Origin of the sequence: Pontibacter rugosus, assembly GCF_042678745.1 — a bacterium.
Classification (GTDB): Bacteria; Bacteroidota; Bacteroidia; order Cytophagales; family Hymenobacteraceae; genus Pontibacter; species Pontibacter rugosus.
In genome coordinates this window covers 15,308-32,371 of sequence record NZ_JBHTLD010000021.1, presented here as the reverse complement: position 1 = coordinate 32,371, position 17,064 = coordinate 15,308, and the positions used below count along the sequence as shown (strand labels likewise).

18 protein-coding genes are annotated in these 17,064 nt (G+C 44.9%); 7 read left to right on the top strand and 11 right to left on the bottom strand.

Annotation, left to right across the window (positions count from 1 at the left end; all coding sequences use genetic code 11):
* Positions 1-149 precede the first annotated feature (149 nt).
* The 5 genes from ACFQ2O_RS04240 to panC all read right to left on the bottom strand — a co-directional run bounded on the left by ACFQ2O_RS04240 (position 150) and on the right by panC (position 3,678).
* Entirely contained in the window at positions 150-830 is a 681-nt protein-coding gene (locus ACFQ2O_RS04240) for a zinc metallopeptidase (RefSeq protein ID WP_377523165.1), read from the bottom strand.
* A gap of 9 nt (positions 831-839) precedes the next feature.
* Complete coding sequence (gene rfaE2 / locus ACFQ2O_RS04235; protein WP_377523164.1) at positions 840-1,337, bottom strand: D-glycero-beta-D-manno-heptose 1-phosphate adenylyltransferase; 498 nt, start codon at positions 1,335-1,337, stop codon at positions 840-842.
* Entirely contained in the window at positions 1,321-2,367 is a 1,047-nt protein-coding gene (locus tag ACFQ2O_RS04230) for a lysylphosphatidylglycerol synthase transmembrane domain-containing protein (protein ID WP_377523163.1), read from the bottom strand. The genes rfaE2 and ACFQ2O_RS04230 overlap by 17 nt, the downstream gene beginning before the upstream one ends.
* A 9-nt stretch (positions 2,368-2,376) precedes the next feature.
* Entirely contained in the window at positions 2,377-2,724 is a 348-nt protein-coding gene (gene panD, locus ACFQ2O_RS04225) for an aspartate 1-decarboxylase (RefSeq protein ID WP_377523162.1), read from the bottom strand.
* A 96-nt stretch (positions 2,725-2,820) separates the two neighbouring features.
* Positions 2,821-3,678: a pantoate--beta-alanine ligase gene (panC, locus tag ACFQ2O_RS04220; RefSeq protein ID WP_377523161.1), complete on the bottom strand. Its 858-nt coding sequence runs from the start codon at positions 3,676-3,678 to the stop codon at positions 2,821-2,823.
* A gap of 137 nt (positions 3,679-3,815) precedes the next feature.
* Here panC and ACFQ2O_RS04215 point away from each other — a divergent pair, with 137 nt between their 5' ends.
* Together ACFQ2O_RS04215 and glmS are read left to right on the top strand one after the other, a co-directional pair.
* Positions 3,816-4,628, top strand: coding sequence for a glycogen/starch synthase (locus tag ACFQ2O_RS04215; protein WP_377523160.1), 813 nt, complete (start codon positions 3,816-3,818; stop codon positions 4,626-4,628).
* 287 nt (positions 4,629-4,915) lie between these two features.
* The gene (gene glmS / locus ACFQ2O_RS04210) at positions 4,916-6,751 is read left to right on the top strand and encodes a glutamine--fructose-6-phosphate transaminase (isomerizing) (protein ID WP_377523159.1); all 1,836 of its coding nucleotides are present in this window, start codon (positions 4,916-4,918) and stop codon (positions 6,749-6,751) included.
* Between the two features lie 48 nt (positions 6,752-6,799).
* Here the strand turns inward: glmS and ACFQ2O_RS04205 are convergent, their stop codons facing one another.
* Together ACFQ2O_RS04205 and ACFQ2O_RS04200 are read right to left on the bottom strand one after the other, a co-directional pair.
* Positions 6,800-7,426 carry a hypothetical protein gene (locus tag ACFQ2O_RS04205; protein ID WP_377523158.1) on the bottom strand — a complete coding sequence of 209 codons (627 nt, stop codon included), beginning with the start codon at positions 7,424-7,426 and terminating at the stop codon, positions 6,800-6,802.
* A 123-nt stretch (positions 7,427-7,549) separates the two neighbouring features.
* Positions 7,550-8,215 (bottom strand): 3-hydroxyacyl-CoA dehydrogenase family protein, encoded by a 666-nt coding sequence (locus ACFQ2O_RS04200; RefSeq protein WP_377523157.1) that lies wholly within the window; start codon positions 8,213-8,215, stop codon positions 7,550-7,552.
* Positions 8,216-8,262: 47 nt separating this feature from the next.
* Here ACFQ2O_RS04200 and ACFQ2O_RS04195 point away from each other — a divergent pair, with 47 nt between their 5' ends.
* Positions 8,263-8,643 (top strand): RidA family protein, encoded by a 381-nt coding sequence (locus tag ACFQ2O_RS04195; protein ID WP_377523156.1) that lies wholly within the window; start codon positions 8,263-8,265, stop codon positions 8,641-8,643.
* Positions 8,644-8,763: 120 nt separating this feature from the next.
* Here ACFQ2O_RS04195 and ACFQ2O_RS04190 read toward each other — a convergent pair whose 3' ends face one another.
* Entirely contained in the window at positions 8,764-9,774 is a 1,011-nt protein-coding gene (locus ACFQ2O_RS04190; RefSeq protein WP_377523155.1) for a YihY/virulence factor BrkB family protein, read from the bottom strand.
* A 167-nt stretch (positions 9,775-9,941) separates the two neighbouring features.
* Here ACFQ2O_RS04190 and gltX point away from each other — a divergent pair, with 167 nt between their 5' ends.
* From gltX to ACFQ2O_RS04175, 3 genes are all read left to right on the top strand, one after another.
* Positions 9,942-11,483 (top strand): glutamate--tRNA ligase, encoded by a 1,542-nt coding sequence (gene gltX, locus ACFQ2O_RS04185; RefSeq protein ID WP_377523154.1) that lies wholly within the window; start codon positions 9,942-9,944, stop codon positions 11,481-11,483.
* Between the two features lie 132 nt (positions 11,484-11,615).
* Entirely contained in the window at positions 11,616-11,981 is a 366-nt protein-coding gene (locus ACFQ2O_RS04180) for a hypothetical protein (protein WP_377523153.1), read from the top strand.
* Positions 11,982-12,091: 110 nt separating this feature from the next.
* Complete coding sequence (locus ACFQ2O_RS04175) at positions 12,092-12,859, top strand: TIGR00266 family protein (RefSeq protein WP_377523152.1); 768 nt, start codon at positions 12,092-12,094, stop codon at positions 12,857-12,859.
* A 53-nt stretch (positions 12,860-12,912) separates the two neighbouring features.
* On the opposite strand, the gene ACFQ2O_RS04170 is transcribed toward ACFQ2O_RS04175, so the two are convergent.
* From ACFQ2O_RS04170 to lptB, 3 genes are all read right to left on the bottom strand, one after another.
* A complete protein-coding gene (locus tag ACFQ2O_RS04170; RefSeq protein WP_377523151.1) occupies positions 12,913-13,392 on the bottom strand; it encodes a hypothetical protein in 480 nt (159 codons plus the stop codon).
* 40 nt (positions 13,393-13,432) lie between these two features.
* A complete protein-coding gene (locus ACFQ2O_RS04165; protein WP_377523150.1) occupies positions 13,433-14,917 on the bottom strand; it encodes a GH3 auxin-responsive promoter family protein in 1,485 nt (494 codons plus the stop codon).
* Between the two features lie 380 nt (positions 14,918-15,297).
* Entirely contained in the window at positions 15,298-16,029 is a 732-nt protein-coding gene (gene lptB, locus ACFQ2O_RS04160; protein WP_377523149.1) for an LPS export ABC transporter ATP-binding protein, read from the bottom strand.
* Between the two features lie 196 nt (positions 16,030-16,225).
* Between lptB and ACFQ2O_RS04155 the strand changes: the two genes are divergently transcribed.
* Positions 16,226-17,041, top strand: a complete 816-nt coding sequence (locus ACFQ2O_RS04155) for a glycoside hydrolase family 25 protein (protein ID WP_377523148.1) — start codon at positions 16,226-16,228, stop codon at positions 17,039-17,041.
* Positions 17,042-17,064: the final 23 nt, after the last annotated feature.

The window sequence follows — 17,064 nt, the reverse complement described above, 5'->3', positions numbered from 1 at the left end:
AATTCAACCCGATATTTAGATAATTGTTGTCTTCGTTATCCTTTTTGTACATAAAATACTTGTACAAATTATAAGTAACATAAAAAAAGCACCGCTTGTACAAAACAAGCGGTGCTAACAACTCTAATCAAAGTTGCACATTTTATGCATTAGTCCCGGCGGCCCATTAGCAGCGACACATAGTATAAAAGAGTGGCAAGTGAACCTAAAGCAGCTACTACATAGGTTAGAGCAGCCCATTTAAGAGCATCTTTCGCCATAGCATGCTCCTGCGTTGTCACTATTCCTCTTTCGTCTATCCAGGCAAGGGCTCGCTTGCTGGCATCAAATTCCACGGGTAGTGTTATAAAACTAAAAAGGGTTGTGAGGCCGAAAAGCGCCACACCAATAGCTAACGGAATTGGCGTAGTCTGCATCATAAAGATACCGATCAGAATAATCCACTGCATATAGCGGGAAGCTATACTTAGCGCAGGCACCATAGCCGAACGGAACTTCAGGAAGCTATACGATCTGGCATGCTGCACAGCGTGGCCGCACTCATGTGCTGCTACAGCTGCTGCGGCGGCACTTCTTGCCTCGTACACATACTCGCTCAGGTTAACAGTTTTATCAGCAGGGTTATAATGGTCTGTTAAACGCCCCGCTACTGACACAACCTTTACATCCGTAATCCCATTATCGTGCAGCATCATCTCTGCTATCTCACGGCCACTAAGGCCAGAGCTCAACGGCGTTTGAGAGTATTCTTTAAATTTACTCTTAAGTCGGGCACTCACCCCCATGCTAATAAGCATGAAAACGATACCTATAAAATATATTCCGAGCATAGTTGTGTTTTAAGCTTTGTTAAGGTTGATAGTATTCTCTATTTTCTTTACGATATTGGTGGTAGAGTAGCCTTGCACGAGGGGCACAGTTTTTACCTCTCCACCGCGCGCCTCTACCACTTCATGCCCCACAATCTGATTTACCGCATAATCATCACCTTTTACCAATATATCAGGCTGTATGGCTTTGATCAGGTTTAACGGTGTATCTTCATCGAAGAGCACTACTGCATCTATAAACAAAAGGGATGCCATAATTCGTGCGCGTGACATTTCGTCCTGCAGTGGTCGGCTGGGTCCTTTTATACGGCTGATAGAGCTATCTGTATTAAGGCCTAACACAAGGCGGTGGCCTAACTGCCGGGCCTTTTCCAGGTAATCCACGTGGCCGAGGTGCAGTAGGTCGAAGCAACCATTCGTAAAAACGATTTTCTGCCCCTGATTGCGCCAGTTTTGTACCTGCTCCTGCAGTTGCGGAAGGGAATAGATTTTATCTTTTGAGTTCATGTGGTTCTTTATTAGTCTCAGCTGGCTGCTCTTGCACCTCCTCTGGTCGGTGCAGTATACCTGCTATAAAACTAATCACTCCCATCACAACAACCAAAAGTGTTTGAGAAGTATGAGACAGCAAGGCATAGGCCATACCTGACTCTTTAGGCACACCATACAACAACAACGTAGCCTGCACCATCAAGTGATATACTCCAATGCCACCCTGTACTGGCGCGGCCATACCCAACGTACCAGCCAACAGCACAGAAAGGGCGGCGCCCCATCCTAGATCAGCAGTAGCAGGCAAAGCGTAAAACACAACCAGACTCATGGAGTAGTACATCAACCAAACAAAAAGCGTATGCCCCCAAAAAGCAGCCTGATTCTCTACCTTTGTGATGCTGAACACCCCTTTAAGCATGCCCCGCACAAATTTCACTGCTTTTCTGAAGTAGGTGTTTTTACGCAGTCGGCTCAAGTAACGCAAGCTGACGACGAGTAGGACTACCGCAAACACCAGCATCGCCCAGAGCACCCAATAAAATGAACTTATGCTTTGCTCCAGGTGCTCATACTTATCAGAGAAGAGACCAAGAAAGAAACCTTGAATACGATTAAACTCTACCAGGAAAGTAAGCCCTATTACCAGCAAAAGCATGACCATATCTATAATACGCTCTGCTATCACCGTTCCAAAGCCAGTGTTTACCGGCAGGTTATCTGTACGACGAAGCATCGTGCAGCGCGCTAACTCCCCCATACGCGGCAAAATCAGGTTTGCCACATAGCCAATCATCATGGCATTATAGGTATTGCGGAGGGGAGGGTTGTAGCCTGTAGGTTTGATCTGCATTTGCCAGCGAGCAGCCCTACTCAGGTAAGCAAATACACCCATCAACAAAGAAACCATTACCCAGGCATAATCTGCCTCTTTTAGCTCTGCCCACATTTTCTGAAAATCCAGCTCCTTTAGTGCGTACCACATCAGAAATGCAGACACGCCCAACAGTAGCATATACTTCAGGAATGAGAACAGTCTTTTCATGAAAAGGTGTTACACCAGGCGGTTGTGCTGATCAGGGAACACAAGCGTAGGTGTGTGGCTTTTTGCGTCTTCGAACTTAATACTGCAATACGAGATCAGGATAACGATATCCCCAACCTGCACTTTGCGCGCTGCCGGTCCGTTTAAACAAACAGTACCTGTGCCACGCTCTCCTTTGATAACATAAGTCTCAAAGCGCTCGCCGTTGTTGATGTTAACGATCTGTACTTTTTCGTTTTCCACAATGTTGGCGGCATCCATCAGGTCTTCATCTACAGTAATGCTACCCACATAATGCAGCTCTGCCTGTGTTACCTTAACACGGTGAATTTTGGATTTTAAAACCTCAATATACATGGTTTACTTTTGTAATAGGGCGCGAAGTTATACAATTGGCGGCATAATAACTATCAAAGCAAAAGCTGCTTGAAAGCCGTACAGCAGCGAAACAATTTATACTTCGTTTAAATTCACAAGTATGTTATCAATCAGGCGAACAGGCCCTACAAAAGCGGCAATGCAAATGGCTATTTCCTGCCCCTGCTGCACACTTTCCAAGGGCTGCAACGTGTCGGCATCCACTATTTCGAAATACTCCACCTCTACTTCGTTTTTGCTTTGCAGGTAGCTCATGGCCTCGGCTTGAATGCTAACCACTGGCTGCTGCTGCAGCAGCTTCTGTTTTGCCTGCTGTAGCGCCTCGTGCAGCGCAACAGAAGTTTGGCGGTGCACAGGGCTCAAACGCTTATTACGCGACGACATGGCCAAGCCATCCGCCTCCCTTACTGTAGGGTAACATACTAGCTCCACGTTAAAGCTAAGTGCCTGCACCAGCTGCTTCACAACTACTACCTGCTGCAGGTCCTTTTGCCCGAAGTAAGCCCGATGCGGCTGCACTATATGAAACAACTTACTTACGATAGTAGCCACACCATTAAAATGGCCTGGCCGATGCGCAGCCTCCATAACAGCCTCCAGCGCTCCGAAACTAAACTGAAGCAACGACTGTTGTGCATACATATCCTCGGCACCAGGAGCAAAAAGAATATCACAGCCAACAGAAGAAAGCAGCTCGATATCCTGTTCCATCGTGCGGGGATACAGTTTATAGTCGTCTGGATTATTGAACTGCGTAGGATTTACAAAGATACTGCAGACCGTTATATCATTCTCCTGGGCAGAAGCACGCAGCAGCTGCAAATGGCCTTCGTGCAAGGCACCCATGGTAGGCACAAACCCGATGCGCTTGCCGCTGCAGCGCAGCGCATTGATTTGTTCCCGAATAATATCAACCTGCTTTATAACTTCCATGTCGGTGATGTGTCTGTATAATACAAATGTAAAGCCGGCAAAAGTAAGTTATACCTTTTTAAATTGAAAATTAGAATAAAAAATGCTAATTTTGCACGTCCCATTACTGTTGCTTATTAAATTTTAACTACATACCCATGTCAAAATTGCGAATTCTGTACGCCGCCACCGAAATCAACCCCTTCTTACAAACCACCAAAGTAGCAGAGTTTTTACAGACGCTACCGCAGGGTATGCAGGAACGAGGGATGGAGATCCGCATATTCGTTCCAAGATTTGGCCTGATCAATGAGCGTAAGAACCGTTTGCATGAGGTGGTTCGCTTATCGGGTATCAACATTGCTGTGGGCGACGATGAAAAACCTTTAGTTATCAAAGTAGCTTCTATTCCGAACGCGAAGCTACAGGTTTATTTCATTGATAACGAAGACTACTTCCACAGAAAGTCAGTTTTTGTAGATAAAAACAATAAGTTTCACCAGGACAACGATGAACGCGCTATCTTTTTCTGCAAAGGCGTGCTGGAAACGGTGAAAAAGCTGGGTTGGTCGCCGGACATTGTACATTGTAACGACTGGATGACAGGCCTGATCCCATTGTACCTGAAGACCACGTACAAGAAGGACCCTATCTTCAAAGACGCCAAATCGATGTTTACGGTGTATAATAACAACTATACCCACAAATTCGATTCTGATTTGATGGAGAAGGTAAAGATGCTTGATATAGATGACAGCATGTTGAAAGAGTTAGAGTCTGCTGATTGCGATGGCTTTATTAAGTGCGGTATGGCATACGCTGATGCGGTTATCAAAACGAATGAAGACTTCAGCGAGAACATCAACGCTCTTTTTAATGATTTCATGAAAAAGAAGACTATCAGTACTGTTAGCGATGACAGCACACTGCTGGACAATTATTATAACCTATATAACGAACTAGGAAAGTAATTGAACAGAAGGTAGCCTGTTGCTTTTGCACTTTAAAGAAATCAGCCACAGATTACACAGCCATATCAACGCCATAATAGCTCAATAATATTACAAAAGGCTGCTGCTTAATATTACATTTCGGTAATTAGGCAGCAGCTTTCCTTTTCTAAACAATGAATTGACCTAGTGCTGGTTGCAGTAAAGAGAGTTTATTGCAATTAAAGTTAACAATCCTAAATTATAACAGATAAAAAGAAATGGATACCTTTGCGGTCATCTATTAAGATTATACTAAGAACGAACATATGTGTGGAATTGTAGCTTATGTTGGGCACCGCGAGGCTAGCCCTATTATTATCAAAGGCCTAAAGAGACTAGAGTACAGAGGGTATGACAGTGCTGGTATTGCACTAATGAATGGTGACCTGAACGTATTCAAGAAAAAAGGAAAAGTAGCTGAGTTGGAAGCATATATTGCTGAACAGGATACACATGGTACTATAGGCATGGGCCATACGCGTTGGGCCACCCACGGTGAGCCGAATGATGAAAACGCGCACCCACACTATTCTACCTCGCGCAATATTGCCATCATACATAACGGCATTATCGAGAACTATGCTTCTCTAAAGAAACTATTGATAGAGAAAGGCCATACATTCCAGTCTGATACTGATTCAGAGGTTTTTATCAACCTGATTGAAGATATTCGTACCAATAACAACTGCACGCTGCCAGAAGCTGTACGCTTGGCAATGCACGAAGTGGTAGGTGCTTACGCTATTGTTGTACTGGCAACAGATAGTCCAAATCAACTGATCGCAGCTCGTAAGGGTAGCCCACTCGTGCTTGGAATTGGTAAAGACGAATATTTCCTGGCTTCTGATGCTACGCCTATTATTGAGTATACAAACGAGGTAGTATACCTAAACGATTACGAGCTGGCTGTAATTAACAACGGTACGCTTGATATTCGCTCTAAAGAAGACGTACAGCAAACGCCATACGTGCAGAAACTGGAGATGGAGCTTGAGTCTATCGAAAAAGGCGGCTATGAGCACTTTATGCTCAAAGAGATTTTTGAGCAGCCACGTTCTATCCTAGACAGCATGCGTGGACGCATGATTGCAGAGAGCAACCACCTGATGATGGCAGGCATCCGTGAATTTGAAAACAAATTTGCAAATGCCAACAGAATCATCATTGTGGCTTGCGGCACCTCGTGGCATGCGGGCCTTGTGGCCGAATACTTGATTGAAGATTTAGCGCGCATACCAGTAGAAGTAGAATATGCTTCTGAGTTCCGCTACCGTAACCCGATCATCAACGAGAAAGATATTGTTATTGCTATTTCACAGTCTGGTGAAACAGCTGATACCTTAGCTGCTCTGGAACTTGCTAAGTCTAAAGGTGCTACAATTTTTGGCATCTGTAACGTGGTAGGTTCTTCTATTGCCCGTGCTACAGATGCTGGTGCTTATACACACGCAGGCCCGGAAATTGGTGTTGCCAGCACAAAAGCCTTCACAGCGCAGGTAACAGTGCTTACACTTATCTCTATGATTATTGGCAGCAAGCGTGGCACACTGGAAACGACCAAGCTGCATGAGCTTATGGCAGAGCTGGAGAATATTCCGGCTAAAGTGGAGCAAGCTTTAAAGCTGAACGATCAGATTGTAAGAATTGCAGAGCAGTACAAAGACGCTACTAACTTCTTATACTTAGGCCGTGGCTATAACTTCCCGGTTGCTTTAGAAGGAGCACTTAAGCTGAAGGAGATTTCATACATACACGCAGAAGGCTATCCTGCTGCAGAAATGAAGCATGGCCCTATTGCCTTGATCGATGAGATGATGCCGGTTGTTGTAATTGCAACAAAAGATAGCTCTTATGAGAAGGTTGTATCTAACGTGCAGGAGGTAAAAGCCCGTAAGGGTAAAATCATTGCTGTAGTTACCGAGGGTGATACAACTATTCCTGCTATGGCTGACCACGTAATTGAGATTCCGGAAACCAGTGAGCACCTGATGCCGCTACTTTCTGTGATTCCTTTACAGTTACTATCTTACCACATTGCAGTTATGCGCGGTTGCAACGTAGACCAGCCACGTAACCTGGCCAAATCTGTAACGGTAGAGTAATCATACAGGTAGTATAAAACTAAAAAGGGAGCTATAACAGCTCCCTTTTTAGTTTCTATTGTAGGAGAATGTATTCAGAAAGAGCTGAATGATTTTGTCGTCTTCCGTTTTGTGCTCTGTGTTGAGCATAGTTATAAAAATAACTCCCTCGCTTTTGCCTCCCAGTGCCGCTACGGTATAATGCTGCACATCGGCCCCTGATGTTAACACCACTGACTTACCTATTGCTTTCTGCCCGGACACTAACTTGTGCTCAAAAGGCTTTTCAACTTTACTGTAACCAAAGCTTACATCTTCATCGGTCACCTCTTTTACCATCACATCAACAAATTCAGCTGGGTTTAGCGTTTTGTACTTCTGTACTAAAACACCATTTCCATTCGCAGTAATCAGGATCATCTGCTCTATGTCTGCATCAGGAGAAGAGAAACTAGGATGAAGCCCTTGCGGGTACTGCAGAGAAATCCAATCGTCCTGGTATGTAAGCACTTCTTTTTGCTTTACAGAAAAGGTTACTACTTTTCCGGAAGCCAGCTTCATCTTATACTCTTTGCCAAGTGCAACGTCCGTTATAGCCCCATCAATACTGACTCCGAAATTGGCGGCTTCACTGGTTTGAGCCATTGCTCCTGCACTTGCCATGCAAAGTATAAAGGCGGGTAAATATCTTTTCATTTAGAAATTGTAATGGCAGTTTAAGGTATTCAAAATCGCTGGAAGCAGCGGCTACTCAAGACGGAAAGAGGCGCTACAACCCTGTAGGTGCAGTTTCTCTTGTCATAAAGCGGGCTGATTCCGTTAGAAGCTTTCCTCCTTCAGGTACTTGGTTTTAAGCATCGGGCATATTTTGTAGCGCTCCTCTTTTGTATCCTCATACACAGCCTGAAGTACCTGATACACATTTGCTATACCTATTAAATTAGCCCACTCAAATGGTCCTTTAGGATAGTTAGTACCTAATTTCATTCCCTGATCTATATCGGTTATACTTGCTGTCTGCTCCTGCAACGTATAGCAAGCTTCGTTAATGATCATACAGACCATACGTGGTGTAACCATACCCACCCGGTCCTCCACCAGCAGATAGTCTGTGCCGAGAGTGTCACAAATCTCCCGCAGTTGCGCCTCGTCCTGCTTCTGAAACAAGCTTATCTCCAACACTGGTCGATTAAACAAAGTTGGGAGTCCGTTAAACCCAATTAAAGTACAAGCTAAGTCTACTCCTTTTGCCAAAGCAGCTAACTGTAGCGTTACGGCATTACAAAACACCACCTGCTTTGAAGTATAAGAACTCAGGCGCTCCGGCTGTTCATGCAGCAAGAAATCAAACACTACATCTGCCTGCTGCAACTGCGCGTTCTGCGGTTGATGCAGGAAAGTATAGCTGATATTGCCTTTTTCTTCTGGAAACTTTAGCTTAAACTCTTCGGCCATTTCAGGGCCCGACAAAACAAGTATCTGCATATTTTTGTACTTTTGATGGTAAATATACAAACTAAAACTAAACCATTATGGCTCATACGATCATCAACTCATCTAAGGCTCCGGCACCTATCGGCCCATATAGCCAGGCAACTCTTGCCAATGGCACGCTATACGTATCAGGTCAAATAGCCTTAGATGCAGAAAGCGGCAACCTTGTAAACGATAACATCGAAGCTGAAACGAACAAAGTGATGCAAAACCTAAAAGCTATACTTGCTGAGGCAGGCATGGACTTTAGCAACGTGCTTAAGTGCAGCATCTTTGTAAAAGACATGAACAACTTTGGCCGCATTAATGAGACCTATGGCAGCTATTTCAGCAGCAACCCACCCGCCCGCGAAACGGTAGAGGTAAGCCGCCTGCCAAAAGATGTGAATGTGGAGATATCTTGTATTGCTACTAAATAAAACGCTGTTGATTTGCGGCAGGTTTATACTTGGAAGCCCGATAAAGTTTAAAGCAAAAAAGGCAAAGGATGACCTGTAGGTTGTCCTTTGCCTTTTAAACTTCCTTAACTTATAGCTTCTCTAAATATTTGCTCCTTTGGCCGCTTCAGCCTCGTCTTTGTGCTGCTGTCTTAACTCTTCTGCGTTTAATAAGTCTTTGTGCTTGTCTACGTTTACAGCAGAGTTGCCTACCTCTACCTCCTGCCGTATTACCCGCACTGCATAGTCTGATGGATAAATGTTGTAGCCATACTTCCGAGAGTATACAAATGTGAAAACTGCGCCAAAGAAAATAATCTGCGAAGTAAAGAATACCCAGGTAAGTATAACCACAATAGAGCCTGCTGCTCCATACACTGAGCCAACATCATTCTTGCCAAGATAAAAGCCAATTATCCCCCTGAACAGCACAAATAGCAGTGAGGTAACAAATGCCCCTACTGTTACATCGCGCCATCTTATTTTAGCATCCGGCAAAAACTTGTAGATGCAGGCAAAAAGGAAGCCCATTAGCAGGAAGGCAGATAAAAGATTGGCAAAGTGCAGCACATAGATTACCCAGCCGGAGAAGCGTGCTGTCAAAAAATCGCCTATCGCCACCAACAAAGTATTCGCCAGCAATGACAGCAGCAAAATTATAGCGATTGTCAAGATCATTCCGAAAGAGAGGAAACGGTCCACTATGAGTTTAACATAGCCTCGCTTCGGCACCGGTTTAACATACCAGATATCATTCAGGGAATTTTGCAAGGAGATAAAGACTCCTGTCGCAGCTAAAAAAAGACCAATAATACCAGCAAGCGCTGCAAAATTGAAATCACTGAACTCATTGGCCCTCTCTACCATTTTCTGTACAGCATATGCCCCCTCAGTACCTATAAGGCCTTTTATCTGGTAATATATTTCTCCTGAAATAGCTTGTTTGCCAAAAAAGTAGCCAGCCGCACTGATAATGATAATGAGCATAGGGGGAAGCGCGAAAATAGTATAATACGCCAGCGCAGCACCTTTTTGGAAGGAATTGTTTTCAATAAACTCAAGGTATGTTTCCTTTAACAGGCTCCAAACCATTTTCAGGCGCTTACGCATCATGCTCTGCAGCTTTTATGTGCTATACTTAGCAAATACGGAATTAGCTGATTATGTTTATAGTGAGCGGAATATACCGCAACGCATTGTGGTGCCTCAGCCTTACCTAAACAAACTTTATTTTGTACCTTTGCCGCAAAACTTGATAGTCCTGAACGACACAACCATACATGGAAAGAGAAGTTAGAGTACGCTTTGCACCAAGCCCGACAGGGGCCCTCCATATCGGCGGGGTTCGCACAGCCCTGTACAACTTTCTGCTGGCCAGAAAGACCGGCGGTAAAATGATTTTGCGCATTGAAGATACCGACCAGACACGCTTTGTACCTGGCGCTGAAGATTATATTCGGGAATCGCTGGAGTGGTGCGGCATTGAGCTAGACGAAAGCCCATGGAAGGGCGGCCCGTATGCGCCGTACCGCCAGTCTGAGCGCAAGCCAATATACATGCAGTATGCGCAGCAGCTAATTGATGCCGGGCATGCCTACTACGCCTTCGATACAGCAGAGGAACTGGATGCCATGCGTGAGCGCCTGAAGGCTGCCAAGGTAGCCACACCGCAATACAATGCCATTACCCGCATGACGATGAAAAACTCGCTCACGCTGCCGGAGGATGAAGTAAAGCGTCGCCTTGATTCAGGCGACCCTTACGTAATCCGCTTGAAGGTGCCCCGCAAAGAAGAAGTTCGTTTGCAGGACATGATCCGGGGCTGGGTAATGGTGCATTCTTCTGCCATTGACGATAAAGTGCTGATGAAATCAGATGGCATGCCAACATACCATTTGGCTAACATTGTGGATGACCACCTGATGAAAATCACACACGTGATACGTGGGGAGGAATGGCTGCCGAGCGCACCGCTGCATGTGCTGCTGTACCGTTACCTGGGTTGGGAAGATACCATGCCACAGTTTGCGCACCTACCCCTGCTGTTAAAGCCGGATGGCAACGGAAAGCTGAGCAAGCGAGATGGTGACAAGCTGGGTTTCCCGGTATTCCCACTACACTGGGTAGACCCTAACACAGGCGAGAAATCTACAGGATACCGTGAGAGCGGCTATTTACCTGATGCCTTTGTGAACTTCCTTGCCTTCTTGGGCTGGAACCCGGGCACACAGCAAGAGATTTTCTCTATGGATGAGCTGATTCAGGAATTCACTGTAGAGCGTATCGGCAAATCAGGTACACGCTTTGATATTCAGAAAGCACGCTGGTTTAACGAGCAGTACCTCCGCGCAAAGCCAGACAGTGAGCTTGCCGGTTACCTGATGGAAGCTTTAAAGGAGCACAATATCACCACCACACACCAAACAGCGGAGAAAGTGGCGGGCTTGATGAAAGAACGAGTGTCGTTTCCGCAGGATTTCTGGAAGGAGGCACAATATTTTTATGTAGCCCCTACTGAATACAGTGAGAAGGTAGCGTCTAAAAAGTGGAATAGCCAGTCTGTTGCTGTTTTTGAGGATTTTAAAAACGAGCTGTTATCGCTGCAAGACATCAATGCAGATACCGTTAAGGAGTTACTGAATAGCATTCTGGAGCGCCACGGCATGAAAATAGGGCAGGTAATGCAGGCACTTCGCCTTGCTGTAACCGGAGCCGAAGCAGGCCCCGACCTGATGCAGATTATAGAAGTACTGGGTAAAGAAGAAACTGCTCAGCGCATAGAAACCGCAATCTCAAAGCTAAGTAGCTATGCTACTGCTTAAGGAGTCAAATTAATAATTACCTAAAGAAAGGCTGGCCTGTTGGCTGGCCTTTTTTGTTGCCTGCCATTCCTCGGTTTGAAACTATTTACGCTGTGCTGCTTATAAGCAAAGTATAACAAAGCGAGAAATATCATGGCTAAAAATAAAAAAGACAGCGACAGCTCTAAAAAGAAGTCTCGTGTACACAAAGACTTAGAAGGTTTTGAAATCAAGGTAAACGAACATGGCGAGATTATCTCTAACTACAGCATTGATAAGATCAACGATTTCCTGAACCAGAATGTAGAGGATAAAAAGCTTGTAAAACGAGATGCCGCTGAAAAAGCAAAACGCGAAGAAGAAGAGGACTATCACGTAGAGGAAACAGAAGAGGCAGAGGAAACAGATGAGGACTTTGTGCGAAACACAACCTCAACCTCTGATGACGAGGAAGAAGAGAACCTGCCAAAGGAAAGCCGAAAAAAAGGCAAGGCATCAGAGGATGACGAAGAAGATTAGCAGCACAAAAGCGGCAACAGAGCAAAAGAGGCAGACTTAATACATTAAGTCTGCCTCTTTTGTGTTTATATTTAACTATATTTCTATTGACTATATAATACCTACACACTATGAGAAACTCACACGAAATTGACTACAAGATTTTTGGCAATGACATTCAGGTGCTGGAGATTGAGCTCGACCAGAATGAAACTGTAATTGCAGAGGCTGGCGCCATGGTATACATGGAAGACGGTATTGACTTTGAAGCCAAGATGGGCGACGGCTCTAATCCGAGCCAAGGCTTTTTTGGTAAACTTGTTTCGGCAGGCTCACGCATGATAACAGGCGAATCGCTGTTTATGACACATTTTACGCACCGTGGCTACGGGAAAAGCCGTGTGGCTTTTTCTGCCCCGTACCCAGGCACTATTCTGCCGATAGACCTAAGCACCACACGCAACAACAGCCTGATTACTCAGAAAGATGCTTTTCTGGCAGCTGCATTAGGCACTAAGCTCAGCATACACTTTAACCAGCGCCTTGGCTCCGGCTTTTTTGGAGGCGAAGGCTTTATACTACAGCGAATGCAGGGCGATGGATTGGCTTTTGTGCATGCAGGCGGCACTATTGTAGAGAAACAGCTAAATAACCAGACCCTGCGCGTTGATACAGGCTGCGTGGTTGCTTTTGAAGAAGGTATAGATTTTAGCGTGCAGCGTGCCGGAGGGCTTAAATCGATGATATTTGGTGGAGAAGGACTGTTCCTGGCTACACTGCGGGGTACTGGCCGGGTATGGCTACAATCAATGCCGGTTAAGAAGCTGATAGAAGCTCTAATGCCCAAAGGCGAGAATGCCAATAAAGAAGGTGGTTTCTTTAGCAGCTTTATGGAATAGCAGCCCTGGAACACAAGCCCACCAAGGTTTATACTTGATGGGCTTGTGTTTAGCTATCGTTCAATAAAGAAGTAACGCAGTATTTTAGTGATAAAATCTTCTGTTTGCTCTGGGTCGAACAGTTCTATCTTATCTTTAAAGACCTCTGTAGCGCCTTTGTGTTTAGCATTCAGCCGATAAGTAGCATTTCCTAAAACCACCAGGGTTTTATCTTTGAACTGCCCCTGTACCATTATCTTTATTTCATACACATCTGTTACGAACTTTGGCTGAAACGTCAGACTGCCTTCTAAGGTATTGAAAGATGGTTTTTCCGGTCCCTTTTTGTACCTGATTTTGAAGTCGTTTTTAAGCTCCTTCTCAATCTTCTTTACCTTCTTTACAATACCGTCATTATAGATGTTGCTGTACAGTTCAAAGAATTCTTTCTTTTCTTTTTCTTTCTGCTTTACAACCTCTTCCCGCTTTCTTTTTTCTTCCTCGTTTTCTTTGAAAACCTCATTTAAATCTTGTAGGAAGCCTTTTATGCTCATCTATTAAGTTGTTTTACTATTAACACAAATCCCTCTGATACTATATGTTACTAACTTTCATAATCTCCTCCAGGTACTCACGTGTGTTGCTTAGGCGGGGCACCTTATTTTGCCCGCCTAACTTACCTTTGTGACGGAGCCAGTTCATGAAAGTACCTTTTGGCACGGCATGTACAACAGGAGCCTGTAATGCAAGGTCGTTCTGTCGTTTGGCGTCGTAATCTGAATTTACCTCGCGCAGTGTCTCGTCCAGCACTTGCTTAAAAGTATCCAGCTGATCCGGATCCTTCTCAAACTCTATCAGCCACTCATGGCAGCCCCGCTTGCCACTCTCCATGTATACCGGAGCAGCTGTAAAGTTAGAAATTACAGCACCAGTGGCTTTACAGGCGCTTATTACGGCAGCCTCGGCATTCTCTACAATTACCTCTTCGCCAAAAGCATTTATAAAATGCTTTGTTCGGCCAGATATTTTGATGCGGTAAGGGCTAAGGCTGGTAAAACGAACTGTATCGCCAATTTTATAGCGCCACAAGCCAGCATTGGTTGAGATAACAAGTGCATAGTTCTTTCCTAGCTCCACCTGATCCAGGGTCAGGGTATGAGGCATCTCCTCATCAAACTGATCCATCGGAATAAACTCATAGTAGACCCCGTAATCCAGCATCAGCAACATCTCATCTTCTGTACCTGCCTGATCCTGAATACCGAAGAACCCTTCAGAAGCATTATACACTTCTAAATAGTTCATTTTATTATACGGAATTATCTCCCTAAATAGCTGACGGTAAGGCCCAAAAGCTACGGCGCCATGGGTAAACAGCTCCAGGTTTGGCCATACTTCCAAGATGTTACTCTTACCGGTTACCTCCAGGATGCGCTTGAGCAGCACATAAGTCCAGGTAGGCACGCCGCTCATACTTGTTACATTTTCATCCAGCGTCACCTCTACCATCTTCTCTATCTTCTCCTCCCACTTGTCCATCAGGGCAACTTTAAGAGGAGGCGTTCGCATGGCTTCTGCCCAAATAGGCAGGTTTTGCATGATAACGGCAGACACATCGCCGCAGGAAACCTTCGCATTAAACTCACTTGGCTGGTGGCTTCCTCCTATCGATAACCCTTTCCCCGTAAACAGCTTCGTGTCAGGGTAAAGATTTACATAGATAGAAAGCATGTCTTTCCCACCCTTATAATGGCAATCCTCCAAAGACTCAGGGCTAACCGGTATAAACTTGCTGCGGGCATTGGTAGTGCCAGACGATTTGGCAAACCATTCAATTTTACTTGGCCACAGCAGGTTTTGCTCCCCCTTCATTACCCGCTCAAAGTAAGGATACAGATCTTCGTAAGTGCTGATAGGCACACGCTCCTGAAACTCCCGCACAGACAGGTTTTCACCATAACCGTACTGTTTGCCCCATTCTGTATGCTTTGCCTTGGTAATCAGGTTCTGGAACAGCTCTAACTGCACCTCATGCGGGTATTTCCGAAACAGATCTATGTCATGGATCCGTTTCTGCATTACCCACGTTATGATAGAATTGATTATTTCCAATTTGATTCCTTATAGCTGATGGCTACTATTTCCTGATTTCTACACCTTATAAGCAACGACCGTCACTCAACTTCCAAAATCACTAATCAGATTGGGAACTTGTGCAAAATAAGTATTTTTCTGCTTATCTTCCTTCCCTGTGGTAGTGCTATATTTCTGTTTTCATATCTTTTCACTGGTGTGATAAAGAATTGACCGATGCAGTACTGCCCTCTTCTTATTCCTGAGCTGAAGCAAATAACATTGAACGCTTTGAGAGAAGCCAATGCTATACTTCAAGTATAGCATTGGCTTCTCTCAAAGGTTGGCTTCAGCTATTCCGATACAACCAAAGTGCTATAACAATGTTAAACTTTACGCTTAAGCTCAAAGTGCTTACCTAAGTATACACGGCGCACCTGCTCATCAGCAGCTAATTCTTCGGCGGTGCCAGCTTTGAGAATTTTGCCCTCAAACAGCAGATAAGCACGATCAGTGATAGAAAGCGTCTCGTTTACGTTGTGATCGGTAATGAGGATACCAATATTTTTATTCTTCAGCTTAGCTACAATCGACTGAATTTCCTCTACAGCAATAGGGTCTACACCAGCAAAAGGCTCATCCAGCAACACGAATTTAGGATCTACGGCCAGGGCACGCGCAATTTCAGTGCGGCGGCGCTCTCCACCTGACAATACAATCCCCTTGTTCTTTCTCACATGCGTAAGCGAGAACTCCTCCAGCAACTCCTCCACCTTCTGATATTGTGCCTTCTTAGGCAGGTTGGTCATTTCCAGTACCGATAAAATGTTCTCTTCCACCGTTAACTGCCTGAAAACAGAAGCCTCCTGCGCCAGGTAACCTACTCCCCGAGTGGCTCGCTTATACATGGGCAGATCGGTTATGTCTTCCTTATCAAGGTAAATTCTACCTTCGTTCGGCTTTACCAACCCCACAATCATATAGAACGAGGTAGTTTTGCCGGCTCCGTTGGGGCCCAGCAAACCCACAATCTCTCCTTGGTTTACCTCCACACTCACGTCGTTTACAACAGTGCGGGATTTATACCTCTTTATCAGGTGTTCTGCTTTCAGTATCATCGTTGCTAAATTACACATAAAGCAGGCATCCTGCAACGTATGTGCCAGCCATTACCTATATGCCTGGACTTTCTAATTATATTGGAAATATTCTATTACATTAATTCAACAAAGTATATAATACTTACTTTCTGCACTTGACTAATGCTGTTATTATATTTAATTTGTAACACGCTTAATTATACAACTTTAGCCTATGCCGTTTACTGTACTATTTTCAGCTTGCCAGAAGTTTGTTCTGTCTGGTTTGCTGCTGTATACTTCTGTGCTTGGAGTAACACCAGGTTACGCAGATACAGATAATAATAATCCCAAAGCTGTTGCGTCTAATAACAGCACCACCACAACACTGCGTGGCATTGATGTATCGAGATGGCAGAAGGAAGTTGATTGGGCGCAGGTTCGTGATTCTGAGGTGTCTTTTGCTTTTGTGAAAGCCACACAAGGGGATTTCAGGCTTGACCCATACTTTGCCCGTAACTGGGAAGAGACCAAGCGGCATGGCATCAAGCGTGGAGCTTATCATTTTTACAAGCCTGAAGCACCGGTACTAGATCAGATTAAGCTTTTTACCAGCACTGTTACACTCGAGGCCGGAGATTTACCTCCTGTACTTGACCTGGAAATTACAGACCCTAAAATACCTGCCGATAAGCTGCGCAAAGATGTGAAAGTGTGGCTGGAGGCCGTAACGGCTCATTACGGTGTGCGGCCTATTATATATACGAGCCAAAACTACTACCGCCGTTACCTGCAAGGGCACTTCCAAGACTACCACTTCTGGATTGCCCGCTACAGCGATAACAAACCTGATATTCACCATACCGATAGTTGGATGTTTTGGCAGTATACAGACAGAGGCGCTATTGCAGGCATCAACTCAGCCGTAGACATCAATTTTTTTGCCGGAGATTTCGAGCAGCTAAGCTCGCTGTGCCTGCCCCAGTTAACTGCACACGCTGATTTAACGAGTCCGCTTAAACAGCTGAAACACATGCAGCCGCTGCCTTAGATGTGACAGTTTTGAATATAGGT